This window comes from Robertmurraya kyonggiensis (assembly GCF_005116465.1).
GTDB classification, from domain to species: domain Bacteria; phylum Bacillota; class Bacilli; order Bacillales; family Cytobacillaceae; genus Robertmurraya; species Robertmurraya kyonggiensis.
This window is the reverse complement of record NZ_SWBM01000004.1, coordinates 166,836-192,762: the sequence shown is the minus strand read 5'-3', so window position 1 is coordinate 192,762 and position 25,927 is coordinate 166,836. Positions and strand designations below refer to the sequence as shown.

The following is a 25,927-nucleotide window of genomic DNA, read 5'->3' as shown; positions in this document are numbered from 1 at the left end:
CCGCTTTTCAATGTCATTCATCTTTTTCTGTCCGTATTATCATAACATCACAGGATGCATAGCGAACGATATGCTCGGAAACGCTTCCAATTAGGAACCGTTCTACAGCATTAAGTCCAGTTGCTCCACAAATAATCAAATCAATATTTTGCTTTTTGGCAATATCCTTTGGAATTCTTACTTTTGGAGATCCATAATCCACAATATAAGTGACATCCTTCACTCCTGCTTCGAGTGCTAAGTGCTTATAATTCTCCAACAGCTCAGTAGCAAATTGGTCAGCTCTCTCGGCGATTGTTCGATCGTAAGCTTCCACTGCGGCAAATGTACGTGTGTCGATAATATGTGCAAGAAGAATTTTTGCGTCATTCCTTTTAGCAATTTCAATCGATTTCTTAAATGCCCATTCTGCTTCTGTAGAACCATCAACAGCAACTAGTATGTTTTTATACTTGAGACCCATGTTTATCTCCTCCTTTACCTTAATTATACAACTCCTTTTTATGAATATCTGTAACAAATTTTCGAAAAATAATGATGCAGATTAATTTTTCCTGAGGGGAGTTGGCAAAATGAAAAAGGATCCGACAAAGGATTTTGTTTATTATTATGATGAGCAAGGGACGGATCAAGTAAGCGAGCAAATCATGAATGCTTACAATAGTGGCGTAATTGATCAAGCTGATGGTCAGTTTGATATGTCTCAATTCCCTAGTGCTGAAGAAACAGAATAGGTTGTAGTGGAAATTTAAGAGGTGTGTAAAAGGCACCTCTTTTTTATATGCCAAAAAATTCTCTTTATTCTTTCTCCAATTAGGTGTTATAGTAGAATCGAATTTGACATTTTTTTTGGGAGGGGCAAACATGCGTATAGGGGTACCAAAAGAGATAAAAAATAATGAAAATCGTGTTGCTATGACACCAGCTGGTGTGCTTAATTTAGTGAATTTTGGACATGAAGTTTACATAGAAACGGACGCAGGTTTAGGTTCTGGATTTACAGATTCTGATTATATGAATGCAGGCGCAACCATTGTAAGCACAGCTGAAGAAGCTTGGACTAAGGAAATGGTTATGAAAGTAAAAGAACCACTTCCATCTGAATACGGTTATTTCCGTCAAGGCTTAATTTTATTTACATACTTGCATTTAGCTGCAGAGCCACATTTAACAGAGGCTCTATTAGAAAATAAGGTAGTCGCGATCGCATATGAAACGGTGCAGTTACCAAATCGTTCATTGCCACTTTTGACACCAATGAGTGAAGTTGCAGGTAGAATGGCTGCTCAGGTCGGTGCACAATATTTGGAAAAGGTGAACGGAGGAAAAGGAATATTATTATCCGGTGTTCCTGGGGTAAAACGTGCCAAAGTTACAGTTGTTGGCGGCGGAGTAGCAGGAACAAATGCAGCGAAGCTAGCAGTTGGATTAGGTGCAAATGTAACCATTATTGATTTAAACCCTGAACGTCTTCGTCAATTAGATGATATCTTTGGCAGCGATGTGACCACGTTAATGTCTAACCCTTATAACATTGCTGAAGCGGTTAAGGAATCAGATCTTGTCATTGGGGCAGTTCTTATTCCGGGAGCGAAGGCTCCAAAACTTGTTACGGAAGAAATGATTGAATCGATGTCTCCTGGTTCAGTTGTCGTCGATATTGCAATTGATCAAGGTGGTATTTTTGAAACAACGGATAGAATTACAACTCATGACAATCCAACCTATAATAAATATGATGTGGTACACTATGCTGTGGCTAATATGCCTGGAGCAGTTCCTCGTACTTCAACGATTGCTTTAACAAATGTGACAGTTCCGTATGCACTCGAAATTGCTAATAAAGGATATCGTCAAGCATGTTTGAAAAATGAAAGTCTATTAAAAGGAATCAATGCCCTTAATGGCGTTGTCACTTATGAAGCTGTTGCTTCTTCATTAGGTTTAGAATATACACCGGTGAAGAATTTACTTGAACAATAATCGCTCATTAAAAAATCCTCTAGGACAAGCCCTAGAGGATTTCTTTTATTAAATAGTTTGCAGTTCTTTTGGAAACTTCGTTAAAATTTCTACACCATTTTCAGTAACGTATACATCATCTTCAATGCGAACGCCAGCTACTCCTGGAACATAGATACCTGGTTCGATTGTATAAACCATTCCTTTTTCAAGAAGGAGGTCATTGGTTTCTGTTAACGAAGGGTACTCATGAACACTGATTCCTAATCCATGACCAAGACGATGTGGGAAGTATTCACCATATCCTGCGTCTGCAATAATTTTACGAGCCGTTAAATCAACTTCAGAGCAAGTAACACCTGGTTTGCTTGCTTCAACTGCAGCTAATTGGGCTTTTAAAACTGTGTCGTAAATTTCCCTTTGTTTATCACTAATATCGCCATATGCAACGGTTCTTGTGATATCAGAGCAATATCCGTCAACAACAACGCCTAAGTCAAAAAGAACAAGGTCTCCTTTTTGAATTTTCGTTTGCCCTGGATTTCCATGAGGAGAAGCTCCGTTTGCACCAGTTAAGACCATTGTGGAAAAGGACATAGCAGTAACGCCTTTTTTCTTTAAGGCAAATTCAATCGCTGCTAAAATTTCTAATTCCGTTTTACCTTCTTTAATTTCGGAGCAGCCAACCTCGATTGCATAGTCAGCTAAAGCACATGCTTCTTTGATTGTAGATAATTCCTTTTCATCCTTAACCATACGAAGCTTTCTTAGCTTTTCTTCTGCTGAGACAAAAGAAGTGCCTGGGAAAAGTTTGTTCAGTTCTTCGTATCTTTCAACATTCATATGTTCTTTTTCAATTCCAATTTGGGTAACTTTGTTCACACGCTTGGAAACAGCTTTTTGTACAATTTCCCATTGGTTTTCGATATCGCTGTAGCCAATGATTTCATAGGGCCAGCCAGCTTTCTTCGCATCTTCTTTTTCCATCGCTGGGCAAATAAGGAATGGTTCTTCCTCTTGGAAAACTGCAACTCCAAGGAGTCTTTCGTGTGGGTCACTGTAAAAACCGCTTAAATAAAAGACGCTTTCGGTTGAAGTAAGGAAGCTCATTTCGATATCTTTTTCTTTCATCCATTGGGAAAGCATATGTATTCTATCCACTCTAATTCCCCCTAATTATTTTCTACTTTTAAACTTATCAACTTCTTGGTTAAATGTAAACTTTTGAATACATTCATAATGTTAAAAGAATTATGTCCGTTGATTTCCGCTACAGGCACTTGCTTTCCGGGGGGCCTTCGCCGTGCCTCCTCGTCGCAAGCTCCTGCGGGGTCACGCCTGTAACGCTAATCCCCCAGGAGTCAAGCACCTTCCGCTCCAATCAACTCTGTGTTTTATATTAGGAATGAATTTCTACGAAGTCTACCTTATTATTCGTTAATTTTATCAATTGAAAGTAATATTAGGGAGGAATGTTGGATATTTTGTTGAAGTAAAGATATAAGAATAGAATTGAAAGGAGAATTAGAACATGAAAATTACTTATCATGGTCATTCGGTTTTGAGGATTGAAACAAATGGGAAGACGATTTTAATTGATCCGTTTATCACTGGCAATCCAAAGACAGATTTAAAGGCAGATGAGGTAAAAGTAGATTATATTTTATTAACACACGGACATGGGGATCATTTGGGAGATACGATTCCATTAGCAAAAGATAATGATGCCCTTATTATTGCGAGCCCAGAGCTTTCTTCTTACTTAACATGGAAAGGTGTTAAAACGCATGAGATGAATATTGGTGGTGCCCGTGATTTTGAATTTGGACGAGTAAAGTTTACACAAGCTTTCCACTCAACTGGATTTGAAACAGAGGATCAGCAAATCATTTATCTAGGTATGCCAGCTGGACTTCTCGTTACGATTGAAGGAAAAACAATCTATCATGCTGGAGACACGTCATTATTTTATGATATGAAGCTGATTGGAGAGAGACATCCGATTGATGTAGCTTTCCTACCAATTGGTGACAATTACACGATGGGACCGGAGGATGCTGCTTATGCTGCTGAACTTTTAGGTGCTAAGCAAGTCGTTCCAATCCATTATAGTACATTCCCTGTGATCGAACAGGATCCACATAAGTTTGTTGAATTGCTTCCAAATGGACAAGGAAAGGTACTAGAAGTAGGAGAATCAATAGAGTTATAAAGTGCAAGCGCAGTCGTAACAGGACTGCGCTTTTATCATGTGAAAAAAGACTTTTTTCTAACTTGTCCGCATACAAATATAATAAAAACAGTTTTGGAGGTAACTATGAATAAGAACCGTTACTTGCTTTGTCTACTTGTTTGTGGAGTGATGTTATACTATGCTCTACCAAAATTGTCAGTTACGGCAGATGGACTGGCGGGAATTTTCTCGATTTCCTGGCTTCTACTTTGTCTCTTTGTGATTGCTGGTAATTTATCTGCACTACTGTATGCTCCGAAAAAATCTAAAACGGCAAATAAGACAACTTCCATTAAATCACGGAAAAAACTTCGCCAATACAATTAAATCTTTGAATTAATATTCTGTCGATTGAATCTATAGTATGCTTCCCCTTATAATAGGATTATACATACGCACGAATCGGATGTTTAAATTTATTTTAAGGGTGAAGCGCTTGGCTACTAAGCATGAACAAATAATCGAATATATTGATCAGTTACCGATTGGGGAAAAAATTTCCGTAAGACAGATTGCCAAGGCATTAAATGTCAGCGAAGGTACTGCATATCGAGCGATTAAGGATGCAGAAAACAAAGGATATGTTAGTACGATTGAACGGGTCGGTACGATTCGCATAGAAAGAAAGAAAAAAGAAAATATCGAGAAGCTTACGTACGCAGAGGTTGTTAATATTGTAGAAGGGCAAGTTTTAGGGGGCCGTTCTGGATTACATAAAACCTTAAATAAATTTGTCATCGGTGCAATGAAGTTGGAAGCGATGATGCGTTACACGGGTGCGGGAAATTTATTGATTGTTGGAAACCGGACAAAAGCACACGAATATGCTTTAAATGCTGGAGCAGCTGTGTTGATAACAGGTGGTTTTGATACAGATGACGATGTAAAAAAACTAGCGGACGAGTTACAACTTCCGATTATTTCGACAAGCTATGATACATTCACTGTTGCGGCAATGATTAACCGTGCCATCTACGACCAATTAATTAAAAAAGAAATTATATTAGTGGAAGATATATTAACGCCTGTCACGGATACGATCTATCTTAAAACAGCGGATAAGGTGTCAAAATGGCATGAATACAATCGAGAAACGCTACATAGTCGTTATCCGGTAGTAGATGAGAATATGAGGGTTCAAGGTATGGTGACTTCGAAGGACGTTATTGGTGCCGAACCAGAGCAATTGATTGAAAAAATCATGACTAAAAACCCTATGACTGTTAGTGGACAGACAAGTGTTGCTTCATCTGCCCATATGATGGTTTGGGAAGGTATAGAGTTATTACCTGTTACCGATGGCAATAATAAGCTTCTAGGGATTATTAGTAGACAGGATGTCTTAAAGGCATTACAAATGATCCAACGTCAGCCTCAGGTTGGGGAAACGATTGATGATATTGTCACAAGCCAGATTACCTTGATAAAAGGAAAATTGAAAAACGAAGATTTATATCGATGTGAAGTTACTCCACAAATGACCAATCATTTAGGGACGATTTCATATGGGGTATTTACGACAATTGTGACAGAAGCAGCGAATCGAGTATTACGTAGCTTCAAAAAAGGAGATTTAGTTGTAGAAAATATGACAATCTATTTCCTTAAGCCAGTTCAAATTGATAGTATGTTAGAAATTAATCCTCGCGTCTTAGAGGTCGGGCGTAAGTTTGGAAAGGTAGACGTTGAGGTGTTTAATGAAGGTGTATTAGTGGGAAAAGCTATGATGATGTGCCAGCTGATTGATAGACATTAAATTACGAAAGCCGCTTTCTATTTGAGAAGGCGGCTTTCTAAATTCATACTATTTTTTTAGTTGCTCAGCCTCTTCGATGGCATGAGGGAGATAAAACTTATAGGATTTCAATCCAGCCCAAGCATTATAGGCTCCTAAAAGAATGAATATGCATCCGACAATATAGCCGACAGCTGTTTGGTTAATGAAAAATTGGTTAAGACCAAAAAGGGCAATAAAAAGGCCTAAAGCAATTCCTGATTTTGCAGAAATCCATTTTTTCTCCGCAGGTTTTTGCGAGCGGAAGTACTTTACTTTATAAAAAATGTAAAATGATAGAGAGAACACAAATAGAATAACAAGTACAGGCATCTGATTTTTTCCTCCAAGCTTGGACAGTTTCACTTCATTTTACCGATTATCGTGAAAAAATGCTACTGATGATGACGAGTTTGTGAGGGCAAATTAGATTTGTTTGAAATATTAACAAAAATTAAGAAAAGAGCCTTTTCTTTTAACTTTTTTATGGTAAAAATGAAGTAAGACTTTCTTAAATACGATCGAGAACCGAGCAAATTTGTTTGTGAAGGAGTTAATATGAAAGAGAAAATTTTAGAAACCATTAAACAATATGAAACCATTATTATTCATCGACATGTTCGTCCGGATCCAGATGCTTATGGTTCACAAGGAGGATTAGCTGAAATTCTAAAAGCATCCTTTCCAGAAAAAAATATCTACACGGTAGGAAAAGAAGAACAATCACTCAATTTCTTACGCCGACTTGATCAAATTCCAGACGAAATATATACAGGTGCTTTAGTTATCGTGACCGATACGGCAAATGAAGCAAGAATTTGTGATAGTCGTTATGGACTTGGAGATAAGTTAATTAAGATTGATCATCATCCGAATGAAGAGCCATATGGAGATATAGTTTGGGTCGACACGAATGCTAGCTCATGCAGTGAGATGATTTATGAATTCTATTTGGCAGGCGAAGAATCAGGTTTGAAGATGTCAGATGAAGCAGCAAGGCTTTTATACGCTGGAATTGTCGGAGATACTGGACGATTCCTTTATCCAAGCACGACTGAAAAGACCTTTACTTATGCAAGCGAGTTAATTAAGTATAAGTTTGATCGGACCGAGCTTTTTGATCGGATGTATGAGCTAGCCCCTAATCTTATTAAATTGAACGGTTATGTTCTGCAAAATTTTAACATGAACGAGAATGGCGTAGCTTCAATGGTGTTAAACAAGGAATTGTTAACGGAGTATCAAGCGAAACCTTCAGATGCCTCTCTCCTAGTGAGTACGTTAGGAAATGTTGTAGGGATTTTAGCTTGGGCTTTCTTTATTGAAGAAGACGACCAAATTCGTGTACGTCTACGTTCTAAGGGTCCAATCGTGAATACGATTGCTCGAAAATATTCAGGTGGTGGACATCCACTAGCATCAGGAGCGTCCATTTATTCATGGGACGAGATGGAGAACGTTATGAAGGATTTAGACGAGGCTTGTATTCATTACAAATAACAATGGGTAGCTTAGAGATAACTAACTTCTCTAAGCTACTATTCAAACTCTAGATTTAATTGAATGGATAAGGTTGTATAGTAAGCAATTTCCTTGATTTTGAGACGATAGCGTTTGTCATGTACTTTAAAGCTTCTATTTTCAATCGCTCTCCGTGTGAGTTCTCTACTTTTAAAAGCAGTCTCAATATCCTTTGATAAAAGGGTCTCTATATCCTCTTTCACAGCTTCCTCAATTTCATAGACACTAAGCTCATCTAGCTCATATTTTTCATAGTTTGTAATTTTCACCTCAATACTTTGGATCGTAAGTTTTTCCTCATTTTCTTTATTGAATTTCTCAACGTCTTCCTGCCAAATCTTTTTTTCTTTCTCTAGATCACGAATGGTTTCTTCTTGTTGTCGAATTTGTACACTATATTCCTCCTGCCATTCACCGTATATGTATAAAAAAATAAGCCAACTCAGAATAGCTCCAATCGCCATCCCAGCAAACAATCTTCTTACTTCCTGCAACCGATAATAAGGTGGAACTCTCATTCCGATACATGCTCCCCTGTAAGAAAAGTGATCAATAAAGAGCCTGTTTGTGCTCCTCCTACTGCTGCTAAGATGTGTAAAAAGGTTTTAAATATATCCTTCGTATCCCCGTCGAACAACCCTCTTTCAAAACTATAAACGGCATCAAACGTGCCACCAATGGCTGCAACAATTGCCCAAATTCGGATGGAGGATGAAATACGATATATTTCTGTCATTAACGGCTTCCCTGTTAAAAAAGCGCCAATACCACCAATTAATGCGCCTCCAAGTAAAACACCTAAAGCAATAAAATAGCTATCAATTAAATGGGTAAAAAAGGGTTGCTCCTTCATTTGCATTCATCCTAACTTCATAGAATAGCTTCCTATTACATTCATATGGACAAACCTTTTACATTATGTTTTCAAGGATGAAATAAACAAGTTTTTTCAGTTTGAAAAAACATCAATTCAATTTAAAAAGGAGAACATATTTTCTTTTTTTCGATAGTGGCTCTATAATAAAATTAGCAAATGAAATTTATGATAGAACGCTATCAAAATATACAACGAACTTTACATAAATTATTTATCAAATAAATCTAGTATTAATTTACGCAAACGAGAAAGGTGGGATATTTATGTCATTTGTTCACCTTCATGTATATAGTGCATACAGTCTATTATCGAGTACGGCAACCATTGAGGAACTCGTTCAAGATGCCAAAAGGAAGGGCTTTAAGGCGATTGCATTAACTGACCAGAATGTGATGTACGGAACGATTGCCTTTTATAAGGCTTGTTTAAAAGCTTCGATTAAACCAATTATCGGATTAACTGTTCAAGTTCAAAGTGAACGGAAGGAAGAACAATCATTTCCGCTGGTGTTACTAGCACAAAATCAACAAGGTTTTTATAATCTATTAAAAATATCAAGTGTTGTTCAAACGAACTCTCCATCTGGAATCCCAATGAAATGGCTCCGTGGTTATGCAAGTGGACTTATAGGAATAACGCCGGGAATAAAGGGTGAGGTGGAAGAGAGTCTTGCTGCAGGAGACATTGAAGATGCAACCCATTGTGTACATGCCTATCAGCGTATTTTTGGAAAAGAAAATTTCTATCTAGGTATTCAAAATCATGGTCTTCGCATAGAAGCATCGGTAAATGAACAACTAATCGAGTTATCACAACAACTGCAAATTCAACTTGTGGCCACAAATGAGGTTCATTATCTCGAGAAAGAAGACTCTTTTGCCCATGAATGCCTCCTCTCTATTAAAAATGGGGATAAACTCCAGGATGAATCGAGAGAACGGTTAGAGTCGGATCAATATTATTTAAAAACGTCACAAGAAATGGTCGAGATTTTTACAGTTCTACCAGATGCACTGGAAAATTCTCTAAAAATTGCTGAAGCATGTAATGTCATGATTGAGTTAAACCAAATGAATCTACCAAAGTATCCGACTACAGGTGAAAAAACTACAGCAGAACTGCTAGAGGAGCTATGTCTCAAGGGATTTAACGAAAGGTATACCAATCCTACAGAAGAACACAAAACAAGACTTTTCTATGAACTAGAGATCATTAAGAAAATGAAATTTGCCGACTATTTTTTAATTGTTTGGGATTTCATGAAGTTTTCGAGGGAGAATGGAATTTTAACAGGACCAGGAAGGGGTTCCGCTGCTGGTTCGATGGTAGCTTATGTTCTGTATATTACAGACGTTGATCCAATTGAATACAATCTATTATTTGAACGTTTCTTAAATCCAGAAAGAATTTCCATGCCAGATATTGATATAGATTTCCCTGATCACAGAAGAGATGAAGTGATCGAGTATGTTTCTGAAAAATATGGGAAGCTCCATGTGGCGCAAATCATCACTTTTGGAACACTTGCAACAAAGGCCGTAATGAGAGATGTAGGGAGAGTTTTCGGATTAAATCCAAAAGAGCTCGATCAAGTATCACGCTTAATCCCATCACGACCAGGAATTACATTAAAGAAAGCTATAGCAGAATCTCCAGAACTAAAGAAATTCACGGAAGACTCGTCGCTGAATCAACGATTATTTGAAGTGGCAACGAAATTAGAGGGGCTTCCTCGTCATACTTCTACACATGCTGCAGGGGTTGTATTAACAGAGAAACCATTAGTTGAATCCATTCCGATCCAAGGTGGCCATAACGATATTTATTTGACGCAATATACGATGGACCATTTAGAGGAAGTAGGATTATTAAAAATGGATTTTCTTGGATTGAGAAATCTATCTTTAATGGAATCAATCCTAGACTCGATTTATCGTAAAATAGGAAAAAAATTGCCTATTAAAGAACTGCCTTTTGATGATGAAGAGACGTTCAAGCTTCTGGCAAAAGGAGAAACAACAGGAGTCTTCCAATTAGAGTCTGATGGAATGAGAAGTGTCTTAAAAAGGCTAAAGCCGACTCATTTTGAGGATATTGTTGCCGTCAATGCTTTATATCGTCCAGGCCCAATGGAAAATATTCCTCTTTATATCGAGCGAAAGCATGGCAATGAACCGGTTAATTATCCTCATCCAGATTTAAAGCCGATTCTTGAAAACACATACGGGGTTATTGTCTACCAGGAGCAAATTATGCAGATTGCTGCAAAGATGGCGGGCTTTTCTCTGGGAGAAGCGGATTTACTGAGAAGGGCTGTATCGAAAAAGAAAAAGGAAGTTCTTGATAAGGAAAGAGAGCATTTTGTCCAAGGCGCCTTGAATAAAGGGTATGACCAAGTGACAGCAAATGATATCTATGATTTAATCGTTAAGTTTGCTAATTACGGTTTTAACAGAAGTCACGCAGTTGCGTATAGTGTCATCGCTTATCAGCTTGCTTATTTAAAGGTACATTATCCACTGTTTTTTATGGCAGCTCTATTATCCACAGTTAGTGGAAACGAAGGAAAGATTGTTCAATATGTTCGGGAAATTAAGGAGATGGACATTTCCTTACTTCCTCCTTCGATTAACCTGAGTGGATATTCATTTTTAGTTGAAAAAGAAGGAATTCGTTATAGCCTAGCAGGAATAAAAGGAGTCGGTGTTGCCGCCTTAAAAGAAATCTTTCAAGCACGTAAAAAGAGAAAGTTTTCCGATCTCTTTGATTTTTGCATGAGAGTTTCTTCGAGAGCGGTGAATCGAAAGGTGCTTGAAGCCCTCGTGCATTCTGGTAGCTTTGATGAATTTGGTGAGGACAGAGCGGTTTTATTAGCAAGCATAGATGTGGCAATTGAGCATGCAGAGCTTGTTAGTCCCGAAGAGTTAGGGGATACGGATCTGTTTGCAGATGAGGATGGATTTTTTCTTAAACCAAAGTATACGGAAGTCGACCCGATTGGAATTGAACAAAAGCTACAATATGAAAAAGAAGTGCTCGGATTTTATTTATCTGATCACCCCGTTTCCGTTTATGATGAATTCCTTGAGCCACTGGGCGCAACAGCACTTTTAGCGGTATCCCCACAACAAAAAATGGTCAAATCACTTGTTCACATTACAGATGTGAAAAAGATTCGCACGAAAAAAGGCGAAGAAATGGCTTTTCTTGCTCTCTCTGATCAAAGTGGAGATTTAGATGGTGTCGTGTTTCCTGTGGTATTTAAACGTTTCATGCTGCTTCTGCAAAAAGGGAATATCGTTTTTATTGAGGGAAAGATTGATTTTAGAGATGGGAAAAAACAATTTGTCATTCAAAATGTGCAAGATGTAAATACAGCAGTAGACAAAGTGAAAAATCAACAAGGTACTTTGTATGTGAGAATTGAAAAGGAACGTGAATCAAGTGATCTGTTAAATAGACTAAAAGAATTATTGAAGGATTATAAAGGGAATGTGAGTGTAGTACTTTTTTACGAGAAGAATGAGAGAACCATTCGTCTAGGAAAAGAAGACAGAATCACCCCTTCCGCTGAGTGTTTATCGAAGTTAAAAGCATTACTTGGAGATAGTAATGTCGTGTTAAAAGGATAAGGAAATTAAAGGTAGTTTAGTACTATGTTTGTCTAAGTGTCTTAACTTTGTAGGCACTATTATGCCAGTTATGTATCATATTCACCTCTTTACAACTACGGTGAATATGGTATATTGTTCTAATATACAGCGTGGTCAGACCACCGTCGGAATGAACAAGGTCAAATTAATTAGGGGAGTGAATTTTGCTTGACTTTACGTGAAGAAGCATTACACATGCATAAAGTGAATAAGGGGAAACTGGAATCAAAATCAAAGATACCAGTTCGAAATGCGAAGGATTTAAGTTTGGCCTATTCACCGGGAGTTGCTGAACCCTGTAAGGCGATCTATGACAAGCCGGAGACCGTCTACGATTATACAATGAAAGGCAATATGGTGGCTGTCGTCTCAGATGGAACAGCTGTGTTAGGTCTTGGAAATATTGGTCCACAAGCAGCATTGCCTGTTATGGAGGGGAAGGCTGTCTTATTTAAAAGCTTTGCCGGTGTAGATGCTTTTCCGATTTGTTTAAATACAACCGATGTTGAAAAGATCATTGAAACTGTAAAATTACTAGAACCAACATTTGGTGGCGTGAATCTAGAGGATATTGCAGCACCAAAATGCTTTGAGATTGAAGAAAGATTGAAGAAAGAAACCTCGATTCCAATTTTTCACGACGATCAGCATGGAACTGCGATTGTAACGGTAGCAGGTCTAGTCAACGCACTGAAAATTGTTGGCAAAAAAATAACCGATATAAAGGTCGTAGCAAGTGGAGCAGGCGCCGCTGGAATTGCCATTATCAAATTATTATATAATTACGGCGTTCGCGATATTATTATGTGTGATACCAAAGGTGCAATCTATGAAGGTCGTTCTTTCGGAATGAATGCGATTAAGGATGAAGTAGCCAAATTTACGAACCTTAATAATGAAGAAGGCAGCTTGGCTGATGTGATTAAAAATGCTGATGTCTTTATCGGTGTTTCAGCTGAGGGAGCTTTAACAAAAGAAATGATTCAAACCATGAATGCGGATCCGATTATTTTTGCGATGGCAAATCCGAATCCGGAGATTATGCCTGATGAGGCAAAGAGTGCTGGGGCGAAGGTAGTTGGAACAGGTCGTTCTGATTTTCCTAATCAAGTGAATAATGTCCTCGCGTTTCCTGGTATTTTCCGTGGCGCACTAGACGTTCGGGCAACGCATATCAATGAAGAAATGAAGGTAGCAGCGGTAGAAGCGATTGCGAGCCTCGTTTCAGCTGAGGAATTATCAGCAGATTATGTCATCCCGGCCCCATTCGATTCGCGAGTAGCACCTGAAGTTGCGGCAGCAGTAGCAAGGGCAGCAATGGAAACAGGAGTTGCTAGAATTAAAGTGGACCCTGAGGAAGTAAAATTGAAAACAAGCAGTCTTTCGATCATTGGAAAAAGTGAGTGATTTCTAAATTTGAATAAAGAAGCGAGCAATAAGGTTTATATTGAAATTGTTAAGAAAATCAGAACCATGATTGTAGAAGACGGACTTAAAATAGGGGATAAAATTCCTTCAGAACGTGAACTGTCGGAGCGCCTTCAAGTAGGGCGCTCTTCCGTTCGTGAAGCATTACGGGCGTTAGAGCTGTTGGGACTAATTGAGACAAGAAGAGGAGAAGGGACTTTTCTTCGAGATGCTCGTGGGAACCAGCTCGTTCAGTTAGTAAGTACATTTATTCTACAAGATGAAAAAGCAAAAGAAGATGTGAAAGACACTCTACAACTTATTGAAATGGATTGTTTAAGACTTGTTTTACAAAGAAATAATGTAGAACAGATTGTTTCATTTCGGAAATTATTAGAGTCAGTGAATGTAAGTGATGAAGAATTCTTTCTCAAGATGATTGAATTAGGAGATAACCATTTGATGTATCGTATCTGGATTATCTTAAGTAATTTTTATCGTTCCTTAAATTTTCCAGAAGAGCCATACTCGAAAGCTAAGTATCTTACCTTACTTGATGCACTTCTCCAAGGGGATGAGAATTTAGTTTTAGAAAAATATCTACTGTTAAGGAAATTGTCGACTTGAAACTGACAAATTTTTTAAGCAATTATTCGTATGTTGATTTATATTGAAAAGAAATACATTAGCCTGTACAAAAAAAGAACATTTTGCGTAGAATGTGGTATTACTGCCTTAAATTAGCCTACAGGAAAAACTCCTTAAGGCACTACTCTATCCACTAGTGGTCTGACCACTCAGGAAATTGTACAAAATGTATAGCAAGGGGAGGTTTGAGACCGTGATTAAGGATCTTTTTACAAAACCGAAGAAGAAAAAATATGCAACCATTCCTTCAGAGGCGGCAAAACAAGATGTCCCAGAAGGAATTATGACGAAATGTCCTAATTGCAAAAAAATCATGTACTCAAAAGAATTAACCAAAAATCTTAAAGTTTGTTTCCATTGTGATTACCACTACCCAATGAACTCACAAGAGAGACTTGCTAGTTTCTTAGATGAAGATAGCTTTCAAGAAATAGATCGAGAATTAGTATCGACGAATCCACTTGGTTTTCCTGAGTACCTAGAAAAACTTGAAAAGGATAAGGAAAAGACCAATTTAAATGAGGCAGTTGTCACTGGTATAGGGCGAGTAGACCAGCATGAAGTGGCTGTGGCTGTGATGGACTCGACTTTCCGAATGGGAAGCATGGGCTCTGTTGTTGGAGAAAAAATTACGCGCGCGATTGAAAAGGCAGACGAATTGTCAGTTCCTTTTATCATCTTTACAGCTTCCGGTGGGGCGAGAATGCAAGAAGGCGTATTAAGCTTGATGCAAATGGCAAAAACAAGTGTCGCTTTGAAACGATTCAGCGATAACGGCGGACTTATTATTTCTATAATGACTCATCCAACTACAGGTGGGGTATCAGCAAGCTTTGCATCCTTAGGTGATTATAATTTTGCAGAGCCTGGTGCCTTAATTGGATTTGCAGGTCGCCGTATTATTGAACAAACAATACGTGAAGAATTACCAGAAGATTTCCAGACAGCTGAATTCCTTTTAGAAAAAGGTCAGCTTGATGCAGTGATTGCAAGGGCCGAATTGAAGGAAAAGATTGCAACAATTTTAGACATTCATCAACCGGGAGGTGATCTAGTATGGTTGGAGAATTAGAATTTGAAAAGCCAGTGCTCGAATTAAGAAAGAAAATTGCTGAGTTAAAAGAGATTACAAAAGAAGCAGACGTTGATCTGACAGATGAAATTGAAAAACTGGAAGTGCGTCTAGAACGTTTAGAAAAAGAGATATACGAAAATATGAAGCCTTGGGATCGGGTTCAAATCGCTCGACACCCGAACCGACCAACTACATTAGATTATATTCCTCTCCTTTTTACTGACTTCATTGAAGTACATGGAGATCGTACATTTGGGGATGATGCGGCAATTGTTGCAGGAATTGGAAAATTTCAAGGTCTGCCTGTAACCATTATTGGTCATCAGCGCGGGAAGGACACGAAGGAGAATATTCGCAGAAATTTTGGGATGCCTCATCCAGAAGGATATCGCAAAGCATTGCGGATTATGAAGCAAGCCGATAAGTTTGGAAGACCGATTATATGTTTTATTGATACAAAAGGTGCTTTTCCAGGAAAGGCCGCTGAAGAACGTGGACAAAGCGAAGCGATCGCTCGTAATTTATTTGAGATGGCAGGCCTTAAGGTTCCGGTTATTTGTATCGTCATTGGGGAAGGCGGAAGTGGTGGTGCCCTTGCGTTAGGCGTTGGAAACCACCTTCATATGCTCGAGAATTCGACGTACTCTGTTATTTCTCCTGAGGGTGCTGCATCGATCCTTTGGAAGGATGCTTCTAAGGCGAAGCAGGCTGCTGAAAAAATGAAGATTACTGCTCCCGACTTGAAGGAATTAAATGTTATTGATGAAATAATTCCTGAGGTGAAAGGTGGGGCCCATAAGGATAAGGATTTACAAGCTCAAGCCATTCATGAAGTGATTTTGAAATCCCTTAAAGAACTGCTCAAGCTTTCTGAGCAGGAGCTTATTAATCAACGCTATGAAAAGTATAAAGCAATTGGCCAGTTTGATCTTCAAAATGAATACATCACGACAAATTAATGAAGCGAATTAAGGTAGAAACTCAAAACGCGCTTGATAAAAGTGCGTTTTTTGAGTTTAATAAGAGTGAACTAAAATTCTTTTTTAGAATATTATTAAACGCTTTCATTTAATAAATTATTCTGCCTATTTGCGAAAACGTTTCCGTTAGTTGAGTAAGCTATGTCATTCGTGGTATTTTAGAGATAAATAATACACTACATTCTGTCTATAATAAGAAAGTGAATTTAATCTCAGGTGTAGGAGGATCGATTTCATAATGTCCTAAGACCAATTAAAAAGCGAACTGAATGCATCAAAAGTAACATTTCGTGATTAGCTTATAAGACTTTCTAATGTTCGTTTTTTATGTGCCGTTGTGAAATTAATTCTATTAGATATTGAAATCAAGATAAATTTCTGAGGTGATTTTTTTTGAAGAAGATTGGCGTATTAACAAGTGGGGGCGACGCACCTGGAATGAATGCTGCAGTTCGTGCAGTAGTACGAAAAGGCATTTACCATGATTTAGAGGTTTACGGAATCTATGGAGGTTACGCTGGCTTAATTAGCGGTAACATCAAAAAATTAGAGTTAGGCTCAGTTGGGGACATTATACATAGAGGCGGTACTGTTCTATATTCTGCGCGTTGCGAGGAATTTAAGACAAAAGAAGGACAACAAAAAGGAATTGAGCAATTAAAGAAATTAGGTATTGAAGGACTTGTTGTTATCGGTGGAGATGGTTCTTACATGGGAGCTAAGAAGCTTACTGAGCAAGGATTCCCATGTGTAGGTGTACCAGGTACAATCGATAATGATATTCCAGGAACTGAATTTACAATTGGTTTTGATACAGCTTTAAATACAGTTATTGATGCAATCGATAAGATTCGTGATACAGCAACATCCCATGAAAGAACTTTTATTATTGAAGTAATGGGGCGTGATGCTGGTGATATCGCTTTATGGGCTGGACTAGCTGGTGGAGCAGAAACAATTCTTGTTCCTGAGGAGAACTTCTCAATGGACGATATTTGTGACCGTTTGAAAAAAGGTAGTGAACGTGGCAAAAAGCACAGTATCATTATCGTAGCTGAAGGTGTCGGTAGTGGTGTTGAAATTAGTCAAAAAATCAAAGAATTGACGAACTATGATACTCGTGTTTCCGTACTAGGACATATGCAACGCGGTGGTTCACCGACTGCAAGTGATAGAGTATTAGCTAGTCGTTTAGGAGCACGTGCGGTAGAACTACTAATTGAAGGTAGAGGCGGTCGTGCCGTTGGTATCGTAAAAAACGAACTTGTCGACTATGACATTATCGAAGCACTTGAAACGAAGAAGCATGAAATTGATATGGGTATGTTGAAGCTATCAAAAGAATTATCGATTTAATAATTTGTAGGAATTTATAATGGGGGTTGGCATTTTAAATGCGTAAAACAAAAATAGTTTGTACGATCGGACCAGCGAGTGAAAGTGTAGAAAAGCTTACACAGTTGATGGAAGCAGGAATGAATGTAGCACGATTGAACTTTTCTCATGGAGATTTTGAGGAACATGGCAATCGTATTAAAAATATCCGTGAAGCTTCACAAAAATTAAACAAAAACGTTGCGATTTTACTTGATACAAAAGGTCCTGAAATCCGTACTAATAATATGGTGAATGGTGCGATTGAATTAGAAGCAGGAAAGAACATCACTATTTCCATGACGGAAGTAGAAGGAACTGAAGATAAATTTTCTATTACATATGAAGGTTTAATCGATGATGTCGAAGCAGGCTCAAAGATTTTACTTGATGATGGACTAATTGGACTGGAAGTAATTGAAATCGATCGTTCTGCAAAGGAAATCCATACAAAGATTTTAAATAGTGGTACCCTGAAAAATAAAAAAGGGGTAAACGTTCCAGGTGTTTCTGTAAAACTTCCAGGAATTACTGAAAAAGACGCTAAGGATATTCTATTTGGAATTGAGCAAGGGGTTGATTTTATTGCAGCTTCTTTCGTTCGCCGTGCATCTGATGTGATGGAAATTCGCAAGCTTCTTGAAGAAAATAACGGAACACATATCAACATTATTCCGAAAATCGAAAACCAAGAGGGCGTTGATAACATCGACGAAATTCTTGAAGTTTCTGATGGTTTAATGGTTGCTCGTGGGGATCTTGGAGTTGAAATTCCTGCAGAAGAAGTACCATTAGTTCAGAAGAACTTGATTAAGAAATGTAATGATCTTGGAAAGCCTGTTATCACTGCTACGCAAATGCTTGATTCAATGCAAAGAAATCCACGTCCGACTCGTGCAGAGGCAAGTGACGTTGCGAACGCTATCTTTGATGGAACAGATGCAATCATGCTTTCTGGTGAAACAGCTGCAGGTATGTATCCAGTTGAAGCAGTGCAAACCATGCACAATATTGCTTCTCGTGCAGAAACTGCGCTTGATCATAAGCGTCTATTATCGAAGCGTACAAAAGAAAGTGATACAAATATTACGGATGCAATTGGTCAATCCGTTGCACATACGGCTTTGAATTTATCTGTAAGTGCGATTATCACACCTACAGAGAGCGGACATACAGCACGTATGATTTCTAAGTATCGTCCAAAGGCTCCGATTGTAGCTGTTACTTCACATCCTTCGGTTTACCGTCGTCTTGCACTTGTATGGGGTGTATATCCTCAGTTAGGAGTACAAGCAGACACGACTGACGATATGTTAGATACTGCAGTTCAAGCAAGCTTAAATTGCCAAATTGTAAAGCATGGAGACCTTGTTGTTATTACAGCAGGAGTACCAGTTGGAGAATCTGGCACAACGAACTTAATGAAAATTCATCTTGTTGGAGATGTGCTTGTAAAAGCGCAAGGAATCGGACGCAAGTCTTCTTACGGTAAAGTAGTCGTTGCTCGTGATGCAAAAGAAGCTATATCTAAAGTGACAGAAGGATCTGTCCTCGTGACAATTGGTTCTGATGCAGACATGGTTCCAGCCATCGAGAAAAGCAGTGCGTTAATTACAGAAGAAGGTGGCTTAACAAGCCATGCTGCTGTAGTAGGCTTAAGCTTAGGAATTCCAGTTATCGTTGGTGCAGAAAATGCTACATCGATTTTAAAAGATGGACAAGAAATTACTGTAGATGCAAACCGTGGTGTCGTTTATAACGGTCATGCAAGCGTACTTTAATAAGCTGTAAAAAGGAAGGGAGACTCCCTTCCTTTTTTTAGAATTAAAAGGGAGGGGAGCATGGTGAGGAATTTTCTCTTATTGTTATTTATCGTTATACCAGCTTGTGAGATTGGCGTATTACTCTTATCCGGGAATTTAATCGGTGTGTGGCCAACCGTTGGGCTTATCATCCTAACCGGTGTACTTGGAACGTATTTAGCGAAAAAACAAGGCTTAGAAACGTTAAGACGTGCGCAAACTGAAATGCAATATGGAAGACCACCTGGAGAATCGATAATCGATGGTGTTTGCATCCTAGTCGGAGGCGTATTGCTTCTTTCGCCGGGCTTCCTAACGGATATTGCGGGATTATTATTACTGATTCCACAAACGAGGAGACCTTTTAGAGGACTTATTAAAAGTGGATTAAGAAAATGGATGGAGCGAAATACATTTACGATCATTAGGTAGGTATACGTTTCTTGGGGGAGGAACCGGGCTAGGCACCGAACCGAGCACCGAAAAATAGACGGAGAAATTCCGCTAAACTAGTGGTTTTTATTTAAAAAATGCTTATATAGACGGAGAAATTCCCCTTATTGACTAGCAAACAGTGAAAATGAGGGGTATTTCTTTGCATAGTCGGAAAAACTCCGCTTATATATCCCGAAACAACCTTCATTCTATATTTAACCGGAAAAACTCCGTTTATTTTCCTTTTGATATTTACTCAATTAAGCACATGGCATCATATTTAAAAAAGAGTGAGTCCAAGAGTACCTGTTTTGGTTATTTTCCCCCTAAAAAGTAAAACTCACCAATCTTTGGCGAGTTTTACATTTTTTATAAGAATTATCCTTTAATATAGCCCCATAGATCCTTAAACACATTAGCTCGGTGCAACGTAGTAATGATAACTAAAGTTACTGGACCAACGATCAGGCCTAAAAAGCCAATCAGCTTAAATCCTACAAACAAGGCAATTAGTGTGGCTAGCGGGTCTAGTCCAATATTTGAGGAAAGGACCTTTGGCTCCATGACTTGTCTTTGCACGAGAACAATAATGTACAAAACCCCTAAACCTATCGCCAGAGGTATCTCGCCAATAAGCGCTTCATAGATAATCCAAGGTACAAATATTAATCCTGTTCCTAAATAAGGGATAATATCGACCAGTCCTGTTACAAGGGCTATCGTGATTGCATAATCTACTCGAAGAATCAGTAAACCGACTAGGATGATAATGGTTGTAATTGAAATTAACGTGAGCTGGGCTTTTCCAAATCCAAACAAGGCCTTTTTTAAATCGCTAAAAACAGTCTTTCCACTCGATTTTGCTTTTGCCGGAAGGAGCTTTCCGATTTTTGCTGATAATTGATACCAATCCTTGCTAATGAAAAATGTGGCAAGCAATGAAAAGATCACGACGGTTGCAGCATTAGGAAACCATGAAAAGATATTCGGAATCTTTTCAAAAAAGTTTTGAATGAAGTCACCTAAGGTTGTACCAATTGTTCTTCCGACGTTTTCGATATTCTCTAGTATCGTGTTTTGTTGGCCTGTCCCAAGATTGTCAAACATATTGGAGAGCTGATTATAAAGTGGAATGATTTGTGATGCAAACAGGTGCTCAATATAATCAATCAATGTCTCGAGATGTGTTGGAACAACTGTAGCTAAATAGTCAGCTCCTGAAACAATTTCAGCGACTAGTAACGTAATTAATCCTGCGAAAAAGGCAAAAATAATCAAAAGACTCAGGATTACCGCTAGCACTCTTGGCATTCTTGCTTTTGTATGAAAAAAATTGACCAAAGGATTCATCAAAAAAGCGATGAGAAAGCCTATGATAAAAGGATAGGTTACCTTTGAAAGGTAGAAAAGTGCTAGAAAACCAACAATAACGATGCTTATGACTAATATAAATCTAAGGGTACGATGTAGATACGTATAGTTCATAGGAACCTCCTTTTGCAAATTTTTTACCTGTGGTTCATACTTTGTTTAATACTACGTTTATTAACAGTAAAAGATTCTTTTAGGCATATTTTTTTTGAGAGCTTGTCTACTATTTATGACTAATTTCTATGTTGAGATAACAATACATCGAGAAAGGGTGGAGAAATCTGTGTTTTCCCAGTCACTTATGTTTTTACTTCTTTTGTTGGGGATTGGTTTGGTTGCTAAAAATAACTCACTCATTATTGCTATTGCTTTCCTTATTATTATGAAAGTTATTGGTGTAGATTCAAAGTATTTTGCATTCATTCAGTCTAAAGGTATCAATTGGGGAGTTATCGTCATCACAATCGCCGTTCTTGCACCGATTGCGAGTGGAGAAATTGGTTTTAAAGATTTATCAAGTGCATTTAAATCTCCATACGCATGGATCGCGTTGATTTCGGGGATGGTTGTCGCCTTATTAGCGAAAAACGGGATTACTTTATTAGCAAAGGATCCACATATCACATCGGCTCTTGTCCTTGGGACAATACTAGCGGTGTCTATCTTTAAAGGTGTGGCGGTTGGTCCCTTAATCGGTGCTGGAATTGCTTATATGGTCATGAGGGTCTTCGAATTTTTTAAGTAGAAGACTCTTAATCTTGCTTTATGAGTATTAAAAATGATAACCTTTTCATAAGCGGTGAAATTATTCTTTATTTTTCTAATAAAATATTAATTTTTTCACATTTTAGCCACTTTTCGTTCACAAAAGTCAGATAATTGTTTATAATAGGACTTGTAAGCGCATCCGTCTTATAATCCGCAACAAACAATAATTTGGTTCTATTAAAGAAAATGAAAGCATTTTCTTTTCGATGTTATTGAGCAAGCGCTCAACGAGTTTAAGGAATGGTCTGTGGTTCGGCATATGTTGCCGACTTATTGGTCTAACGAAGACCGCATAGATAGATGTTTGTATATGAACAGACAAAGGGTATGGGGAAATTTATTTGGTAAAGGAGAGAGTGAAGATGACTGTTACACGTGGTCTGGAAGGGGTAGTCGCAACAACATCCTCCATTAGTTCAATCATCGATGATACACTAACTTATGTAGGGTATGACATTGATGATTTAGCCGTAAACGCCACTTTTGAGGAAGTAATCTATCTTCTTTGGCACAGAAAGCTACCTACAAAATTAGAGCTAGAAGAGCTTACTAAGCAGCTAGCCGAAAATGCAGAATTACCGAAAGAAGTTATCGACCATTTTAAAATGTATCCAATTGACAAAGTACATCCTATGGGAGCTCTTCGTTCAGCAGTCTCACTACTAGGATTGTACGATGAAGAAGCGGATGCGATGGACCCAGAAGCTAATTATCGTAAAGCGATTCGTTTACAAGCGAAGCTTCCTACTATAGTGACGACATTTGCTCGCATTAGAAAAGGTTTAGAGCCTGTTGCTCCACGCACAGATTTAAGCTTTGCAGCGAACTTCCTTTATATGTTATCTGGTCAGGAACCTGAACCAATTGCGATTGAAGCTTTCAATAAGGCATTAGTGCTTCATGCAGATCATGAACTAAACGCTTCTACATTTACTGCTCGTGTTTGCGTAGCGACTTTATCAGATGTTTATTCTGGTATTACAGCCGCTATTGGAGCGCTAAAGGGGCCACTTCACGGTGGAGCAAACGAAGCAGTTATGAAGATGCTAACTGAAATTGGATCTGTTGATCAAGTAGATTCATATGTTCGTGAAAAACTTGAGAATAAGGAAAAAATCATGGGCTTTGGTCATCGTGTGTATAGAAAAGGGGATCCACGTGCCAAGCATTTAAAGGTTATGTCTGAGAAGTTAACGAACCTTACTGGCAAGCCTGAATACTACGAAATGTCCACACGTATTGAAAACATTGTAACTGGTGAGAAGAATTTGCCACCAAATGTGGATTTCTATTCAGCTTCCGTGTATGACAGCTTAGGTATTGATCATGATCTTTTCACACCGATTTTTGCTGTTAGCCGAGTGTCTGGCTGGCTAGCTCACATTCTAGAACAATATGAAAATAACCGCTTAATTCGTCCACGTGCCGATTACACAGGGCCTGGCATGCAAAAATACATTCCAGTTGAACAAAGAGGCTTATAAAAAATAGAAAGCGGCATTTTACTTTTATAGATTTTTTTCTCTGACTATTGCTACAATTTATGCTAGAATTAGTGAGGGGAAACTAGTTTATATTGGGATTTTTAGTAAAAATTGCTGTAGTGGAATGAGAAAAGGTTAGATGACACAGCCACCCTTTAGGTGGCAAGGTCGCTAACCTTTGATTTTCGTAACTAGATAGCAAAACATTTTAGAAAGTCATCGAATTTGGAGGGAGAATCATTATGTCAGGTCAAAAAATCACAGTAACAAATGGGGTATTAAACGTACCAAATAATCCAGTCGTTCCTTTTATTGAAGGAGACGGAATTGGTCCAGATATCTGGGCTTCTGCATCACGCGTGTTAGATGCTGCCGTTGATAAGGCATATAAAGGTGAACGTAAGATTGAATGGAAAGAAGTTTTAGCTGGGGAAAAAGCATTTAATCAAACAGGCGAATGGTTACCTCAAGAAACTCTTGATGTTATTAATGAATACTTAATCGCGATTAAAGGGCCACTTACGACTCCTATCGGTGGAGGAATCCGTTCCCTAAACGTAGCACTTCGTCAAGAGCTTGATCTTTTTGTATGTCTACGTCCTGTCCGCTGGTTTGAAGGAGTACCTTCTCCAGTTAAGCGTCCACAAGACACTGATATGGTAATCTTCCGTGAAAACACAGAAGATATCTATGCAGGTATTGAGTATGCAAAAGGTTCTGATGAAGTGAAGAAATTAATCAACTTCCTTCAAACTGAACTAGGTGTTAATAAAATTCGCTTCCCTGAAACTTCAGGTCTTGGTATTAAGCCAGTTTCTGAAGAAGGCACAAGCCGTTTAGTACGCGCTGCGATTGAGTATGCAATTAAAGAAGGCCGTAAATCTCTAACACTTGTTCATAAAGGAAACATCATGAAATTTACAGAAGGTGCTTTCAAGAACTGGGGATATGAGCTTGCAGAAAAAGAATACGGCGATAAAGTATTCACTTGGGCTCAATATGACAGAATCAAAGACGCAGAAGGTACTGAAGCTGCTAATAAAGCTCAAGCAGAAGCAGAAGCTGCTGGCAAAATCATCGTTAAAGATGCGATTGCTGATATTTTCTTACAACAAATCTTAACTCGTCCAAAAGAGTTCGATGTTGTGGCAACAATGAACTTAAATGGTGACTATATTTCTGACGCACTGGCTGCGCAGGTTGGTGGAATCGGTATCGCTCCTGGTGCCAACATTAACTATGAAACTGGACATGCTATTTTCGAAGCAACTCACGGTACAGCTCCGAAATATGCAGGTTTAGATAAAGTAAACCCATCATCTGTACTTCTTTCTGGAGTACTTTTATTAGAACACTTAGGATGGAATGAAGCTGCAGACCTTATCACCAAGTCTGTAGAAAAGACCATTGCTTCTAAAGTTGTAACTTACGACTTTGCTCGTCTAATGGACGGTGCTACAGAAGTGAAGTGCTCTGAATTTGGTGATGAGTTAATTAAAAATTTATAATAGGTACGGCATAAAAATAGACTGACTCATTTTTTTTGAGTCAGTCTCCTTTGCATAATAAATTTTAATCCTTGAGGAGGAAAAATATTATGTCATTAAAACGTAAAAAGGTATCTGTTATTGGTGGAGGATTTACTGGAGCAACAACTGCATTTTTACTAGCACAAAAGGAACTTGGAGATGTTGTATTAGTAGACATTCCACAAATGGAAAACCCAACTAAAGGAAAAGCGCTCGACATGCTTGAAGCTAGTCCAGTTCAAGGGTTTGATGCGAATATTACCGGTACATCAAACTACGAGGATACAAAGGATTCAGATATTGTCGTCATCACAGCTGGAATCGCACGTAAGCCTGGAATGAGTCGTGATGATTTAGTCCAAACCAATCAAAAAATCATGAAATCTGTCACACAGGAAATTGTTAAATATTCTCCAAACAGTACGATCATTGTTTTAACTAACCCCGTAGATGCTATGACTTATACCGTTTTTAAAGAATCTGGTTTCCCGAAAAATCGTGTCATCGGTCAATCCGGCGTTCTTGATACAGCGCGTTTCCGTACATTTATCTCACAAGAATTAAATTTATCGGTAAAAGATATCACTGGCTTTGTATTAGGAGGCCACGGTGATGATATGGTACCACTTGTTCGCTATTCGTACGCTGGTGGGATTCCGTTAGAAACATTAATTTCAAAGGATCGTTTAGATGCCATTGTCGAGCGTACACGTAAAGGTGGCGGTGAGATTGTTAACTTACTAGGAAACGGTAGTGCTTATTACGCCCCAGCGGCCTCACTAGTTGAAATGTGTGAAGCGATTCTTAAAGACCAACGCCGTGTGTTGCCATCGATTGCTTACTTAGAAGGTGAATTCGGCTATGAAGGAATTTATTTAGGTGTTCCGACGATTTTAGGCGCCAATGGAATTGAAAAGGTTATCGAGCTTGAACTAACGGCTGATGAAAAAGCAGCTCTAGACAAATCGGTAGAATCAGTTAGAAATGTTATGGCTGTGTTAGTGTAATAGGCGTCGCTATAGAAAAATCTAGGA

Annotated in this window: 24 protein-coding genes; 18 read left to right on the top strand and 6 right to left on the bottom strand. The window is 38.4% G+C overall.

The genetic code is table 11. The annotated features are described in order from the left end of the window. Positions 1–13: 13 nt before the first annotated feature. Positions 14–463, bottom strand: coding sequence for a universal stress protein (locus FA727_RS16880; protein ID WP_136832739.1), 450 nt, complete (start codon positions 461–463; stop codon positions 14–16). Between the two features lie 109 nt (positions 464–572). Here FA727_RS16880 and FA727_RS24445 point away from each other — a divergent pair, with 109 nt between their 5' ends. Further along, complete coding sequence (locus FA727_RS24445) at positions 573–734, top strand: hypothetical protein (protein WP_170209281.1); 162 nt, start codon at positions 573–575, stop codon at positions 732–734. 130 nt (positions 735–864) lie between these two features. Further along, positions 865–1,983 carry an alanine dehydrogenase gene (gene ald / locus FA727_RS16875; protein WP_136832738.1) on the top strand — a complete coding sequence of 373 codons (1,119 nt, stop codon included), beginning with the start codon at positions 865–867 and terminating at the stop codon, positions 1,981–1,983. A 48-nt stretch (positions 1,984–2,031) separates the two neighbouring features. Here ald and FA727_RS16870 read toward each other — a convergent pair whose 3' ends face one another. Next, positions 2,032–3,108, bottom strand: coding sequence for a M24 family metallopeptidase (locus FA727_RS16870; RefSeq protein ID WP_136832863.1), 1,077 nt, complete (start codon positions 3,106–3,108; stop codon positions 2,032–2,034). 385 nt (positions 3,109–3,493) lie between these two features. Here FA727_RS16870 and FA727_RS16865 point away from each other — a divergent pair, with 385 nt between their 5' ends. The 3 genes from FA727_RS16865 to FA727_RS16855 all read left to right on the top strand — a co-directional run bounded on the left by FA727_RS16865 (position 3,494) and on the right by FA727_RS16855 (position 5,951). Continuing rightward, the gene (locus FA727_RS16865; protein ID WP_136832737.1) at positions 3,494–4,174 is read left to right on the top strand and encodes a metal-dependent hydrolase; all 681 of its coding nucleotides are present in this window, start codon (positions 3,494–3,496) and stop codon (positions 4,172–4,174) included. Between the two features lie 105 nt (positions 4,175–4,279). After that, positions 4,280–4,522 carry a hypothetical protein gene (locus tag FA727_RS16860; RefSeq protein ID WP_136832736.1) on the top strand — a complete coding sequence of 81 codons (243 nt, stop codon included), beginning with the start codon at positions 4,280–4,282 and terminating at the stop codon, positions 4,520–4,522. A 109-nt stretch (positions 4,523–4,631) separates the two neighbouring features. Continuing rightward, the gene (locus FA727_RS16855) at positions 4,632–5,951 is read left to right on the top strand and encodes a CBS domain-containing protein (RefSeq protein ID WP_136832735.1); all 1,320 of its coding nucleotides are present in this window, start codon (positions 4,632–4,634) and stop codon (positions 5,949–5,951) included. 48 nt (positions 5,952–5,999) lie between these two features. On the opposite strand, the gene FA727_RS16850 is transcribed toward FA727_RS16855, so the two are convergent. After that, positions 6,000–6,302 (bottom strand): YtpI family protein, encoded by a 303-nt coding sequence (locus FA727_RS16850; RefSeq protein WP_136832734.1) that lies wholly within the window; start codon positions 6,300–6,302, stop codon positions 6,000–6,002. Positions 6,303–6,527: 225 nt separating this feature from the next. Between FA727_RS16850 and FA727_RS16845 the strand changes: the two genes are divergently transcribed. Continuing rightward, positions 6,528–7,469 (top strand): DHH family phosphoesterase, encoded by a 942-nt coding sequence (locus tag FA727_RS16845; RefSeq protein WP_136832733.1) that lies wholly within the window; start codon positions 6,528–6,530, stop codon positions 7,467–7,469. 38 nt (positions 7,470–7,507) lie between these two features. On the opposite strand, the gene ytrI is transcribed toward FA727_RS16845, so the two are convergent. Beyond that, complete coding sequence (ytrI, locus tag FA727_RS16840) at positions 7,508–8,008, bottom strand: sporulation membrane protein YtrI (protein WP_136832732.1); 501 nt, start codon at positions 8,006–8,008, stop codon at positions 7,508–7,510. After that, positions 8,005–8,343, bottom strand: a complete 339-nt coding sequence (gene ytrH, locus FA727_RS16835) for a sporulation membrane protein YtrH (protein WP_126409603.1) — start codon at positions 8,341–8,343, stop codon at positions 8,005–8,007. Before ytrH ends, ytrI begins: the two co-directional genes overlap by 4 nt. 287 nt (positions 8,344–8,630) lie before the next feature. Here ytrH and dnaE point away from each other — a divergent pair, with 287 nt between their 5' ends. The 8 genes from dnaE to FA727_RS16795 all read left to right on the top strand — a co-directional run bounded on the left by dnaE (position 8,631) and on the right by FA727_RS16795 (position 19,738). After that, entirely contained in the window at positions 8,631–11,999 is a 3,369-nt protein-coding gene (dnaE, locus tag FA727_RS16830; RefSeq protein ID WP_136832731.1) for a DNA polymerase III subunit alpha, read from the top strand. A gap of 189 nt (positions 12,000–12,188) precedes the next feature. Next, positions 12,189–13,427: an NADP-dependent malic enzyme gene (ystJ, locus tag FA727_RS16825; RefSeq protein ID WP_136832730.1), complete on the top strand. Its 1,239-nt coding sequence runs from the start codon at positions 12,189–12,191 to the stop codon at positions 13,425–13,427. 9 nt (positions 13,428–13,436) lie between these two features. After that, the gene (locus tag FA727_RS16820; RefSeq protein WP_136832729.1) at positions 13,437–14,054 is read left to right on the top strand and encodes a FadR/GntR family transcriptional regulator; all 618 of its coding nucleotides are present in this window, start codon (positions 13,437–13,439) and stop codon (positions 14,052–14,054) included. 214 nt (positions 14,055–14,268) lie between these two features. After that, positions 14,269–15,147 carry an acetyl-CoA carboxylase, carboxyltransferase subunit beta gene (gene accD / locus FA727_RS16815; protein ID WP_136832728.1) on the top strand — a complete coding sequence of 293 codons (879 nt, stop codon included), beginning with the start codon at positions 14,269–14,271 and terminating at the stop codon, positions 15,145–15,147. Next, complete coding sequence (gene accA / locus FA727_RS16810) at positions 15,132–16,109, top strand: acetyl-CoA carboxylase carboxyl transferase subunit alpha (RefSeq protein WP_136832727.1); 978 nt, start codon at positions 15,132–15,134, stop codon at positions 16,107–16,109. Before accD ends, accA begins: the two co-directional genes overlap by 16 nt. Positions 16,110–16,523: 414 nt before the next feature. Further along, positions 16,524–17,486 (top strand): 6-phosphofructokinase, encoded by a 963-nt coding sequence (pfkA, locus tag FA727_RS16805; protein ID WP_136832726.1) that lies wholly within the window; start codon positions 16,524–16,526, stop codon positions 17,484–17,486. 38 nt (positions 17,487–17,524) lie between these two features. Then, on the top strand, positions 17,525–19,285 hold the full coding sequence (pyk, locus tag FA727_RS16800) for a pyruvate kinase (RefSeq protein WP_136832725.1): 1,761 nt from the start codon (positions 17,525–17,527) through the stop codon (positions 19,283–19,285). A 60-nt stretch (positions 19,286–19,345) separates the two neighbouring features. After that, entirely contained in the window at positions 19,346–19,738 is a 393-nt protein-coding gene (locus FA727_RS16795; RefSeq protein ID WP_136832724.1) for an FxsA family protein, read from the top strand. A gap of 381 nt (positions 19,739–20,119) precedes the next feature. Here FA727_RS16795 and ytvI read toward each other — a convergent pair whose 3' ends face one another. Continuing rightward, entirely contained in the window at positions 20,120–21,226 is a 1,107-nt protein-coding gene (gene ytvI, locus FA727_RS16790; RefSeq protein ID WP_136832723.1) for a sporulation integral membrane protein YtvI, read from the bottom strand. A 187-nt stretch (positions 21,227–21,413) separates the two neighbouring features. Here ytvI and FA727_RS16785 point away from each other — a divergent pair, with 187 nt between their 5' ends. The 4 genes from FA727_RS16785 to mdh all read left to right on the top strand — a co-directional run bounded on the left by FA727_RS16785 (position 21,414) and on the right by mdh (position 25,900). Continuing rightward, the gene (locus tag FA727_RS16785; RefSeq protein ID WP_438646632.1) at positions 21,414–21,857 is read left to right on the top strand and encodes a DUF441 domain-containing protein; all 444 of its coding nucleotides are present in this window, start codon (positions 21,414–21,416) and stop codon (positions 21,855–21,857) included. 385 nt (positions 21,858–22,242) lie between these two features. Next, positions 22,243–23,364: a citrate synthase gene (gene citZ, locus FA727_RS16780; protein WP_136832721.1), complete on the top strand. Its 1,122-nt coding sequence runs from the start codon at positions 22,243–22,245 to the stop codon at positions 23,362–23,364. A 239-nt stretch (positions 23,365–23,603) separates the two neighbouring features. Beyond that, positions 23,604–24,872, top strand: a complete 1,269-nt coding sequence (gene icd / locus FA727_RS16775; RefSeq protein ID WP_194138546.1) for an NADP-dependent isocitrate dehydrogenase — start codon at positions 23,604–23,606, stop codon at positions 24,870–24,872. 89 nt (positions 24,873–24,961) lie between these two features. Beyond that, positions 24,962–25,900 carry a malate dehydrogenase gene (gene mdh, locus FA727_RS16770; protein ID WP_136832719.1) on the top strand — a complete coding sequence of 313 codons (939 nt, stop codon included), beginning with the start codon at positions 24,962–24,964 and terminating at the stop codon, positions 25,898–25,900. Positions 25,901–25,927 lie beyond the last annotated feature (27 nt).

What these genes read in the sequence shown, in the direction of transcription:
- FA727_RS16880 (WP_136832739.1), bottom strand. Translation starts at nt 463, where the DNA reads ATGGGTCTCAAGTATAAAAACATACTAGTTGCTGTTGATGGTTCTACA.
- FA727_RS24445 (WP_170209281.1), top strand. Translation starts at nt 573, where the DNA reads ATGAAAAAGGATCCGACAAAGGATTTTGTTTATTATTATGATGAGCAA.
- ald (WP_136832738.1), top strand. Translation starts at nt 865, where the DNA reads ATGCGTATAGGGGTACCAAAAGAGATAAAAAATAATGAAAATCGTGTT.
- FA727_RS16870 (WP_136832863.1), bottom strand. Translation starts at nt 3,108, where the DNA reads ATGCTTTCCCAATGGATGAAAGAAAAAGATATCGAAATGAGCTTCCTT.
- FA727_RS16865 (WP_136832737.1), top strand. Translation starts at nt 3,494, where the DNA reads ATGAAAATTACTTATCATGGTCATTCGGTTTTGAGGATTGAAACAAAT.
- FA727_RS16860 (WP_136832736.1), top strand. Translation starts at nt 4,280, where the DNA reads ATGAATAAGAACCGTTACTTGCTTTGTCTACTTGTTTGTGGAGTGATG.
- FA727_RS16850 (WP_136832734.1), bottom strand. Translation starts at nt 6,302, where the DNA reads ATGCCTGTACTTGTTATTCTATTTGTGTTCTCTCTATCATTTTACATT.
- FA727_RS16845 (WP_136832733.1), top strand. Translation starts at nt 6,528, where the DNA reads ATGAAAGAGAAAATTTTAGAAACCATTAAACAATATGAAACCATTATT.
- ytrI (WP_136832732.1), bottom strand. Translation starts at nt 8,008, where the DNA reads ATGAGAGTTCCACCTTATTATCGGTTGCAGGAAGTAAGAAGATTGTTT.
- ytrH (WP_126409603.1), bottom strand. Translation starts at nt 8,343, where the DNA reads ATGAAGGAGCAACCCTTTTTTACCCATTTAATTGATAGCTATTTTATT.
- dnaE (WP_136832731.1), top strand. Translation starts at nt 8,631, where the DNA reads ATGTCATTTGTTCACCTTCATGTATATAGTGCATACAGTCTATTATCG.
- accA (WP_136832727.1), top strand. Translation starts at nt 15,132, where the DNA reads ATGGTTGGAGAATTAGAATTTGAAAAGCCAGTGCTCGAATTAAGAAAG.
- pyk (WP_136832725.1), top strand. Translation starts at nt 17,525, where the DNA reads ATGCGTAAAACAAAAATAGTTTGTACGATCGGACCAGCGAGTGAAAGT.
- FA727_RS16795 (WP_136832724.1), top strand. Translation starts at nt 19,346, where the DNA reads ATGGTGAGGAATTTTCTCTTATTGTTATTTATCGTTATACCAGCTTGT.
- ytvI (WP_136832723.1), bottom strand. Translation starts at nt 21,226, where the DNA reads ATGAACTATACGTATCTACATCGTACCCTTAGATTTATATTAGTCATA.
- FA727_RS16785 (WP_438646632.1), top strand. Translation starts at nt 21,414, where the DNA reads ATGTTTTTACTTCTTTTGTTGGGGATTGGTTTGGTTGCTAAAAATAAC.
- citZ (WP_136832721.1), top strand. Translation starts at nt 22,243, where the DNA reads ATGACTGTTACACGTGGTCTGGAAGGGGTAGTCGCAACAACATCCTCC.
- mdh (WP_136832719.1), top strand. Translation starts at nt 24,962, where the DNA reads ATGTCATTAAAACGTAAAAAGGTATCTGTTATTGGTGGAGGATTTACT.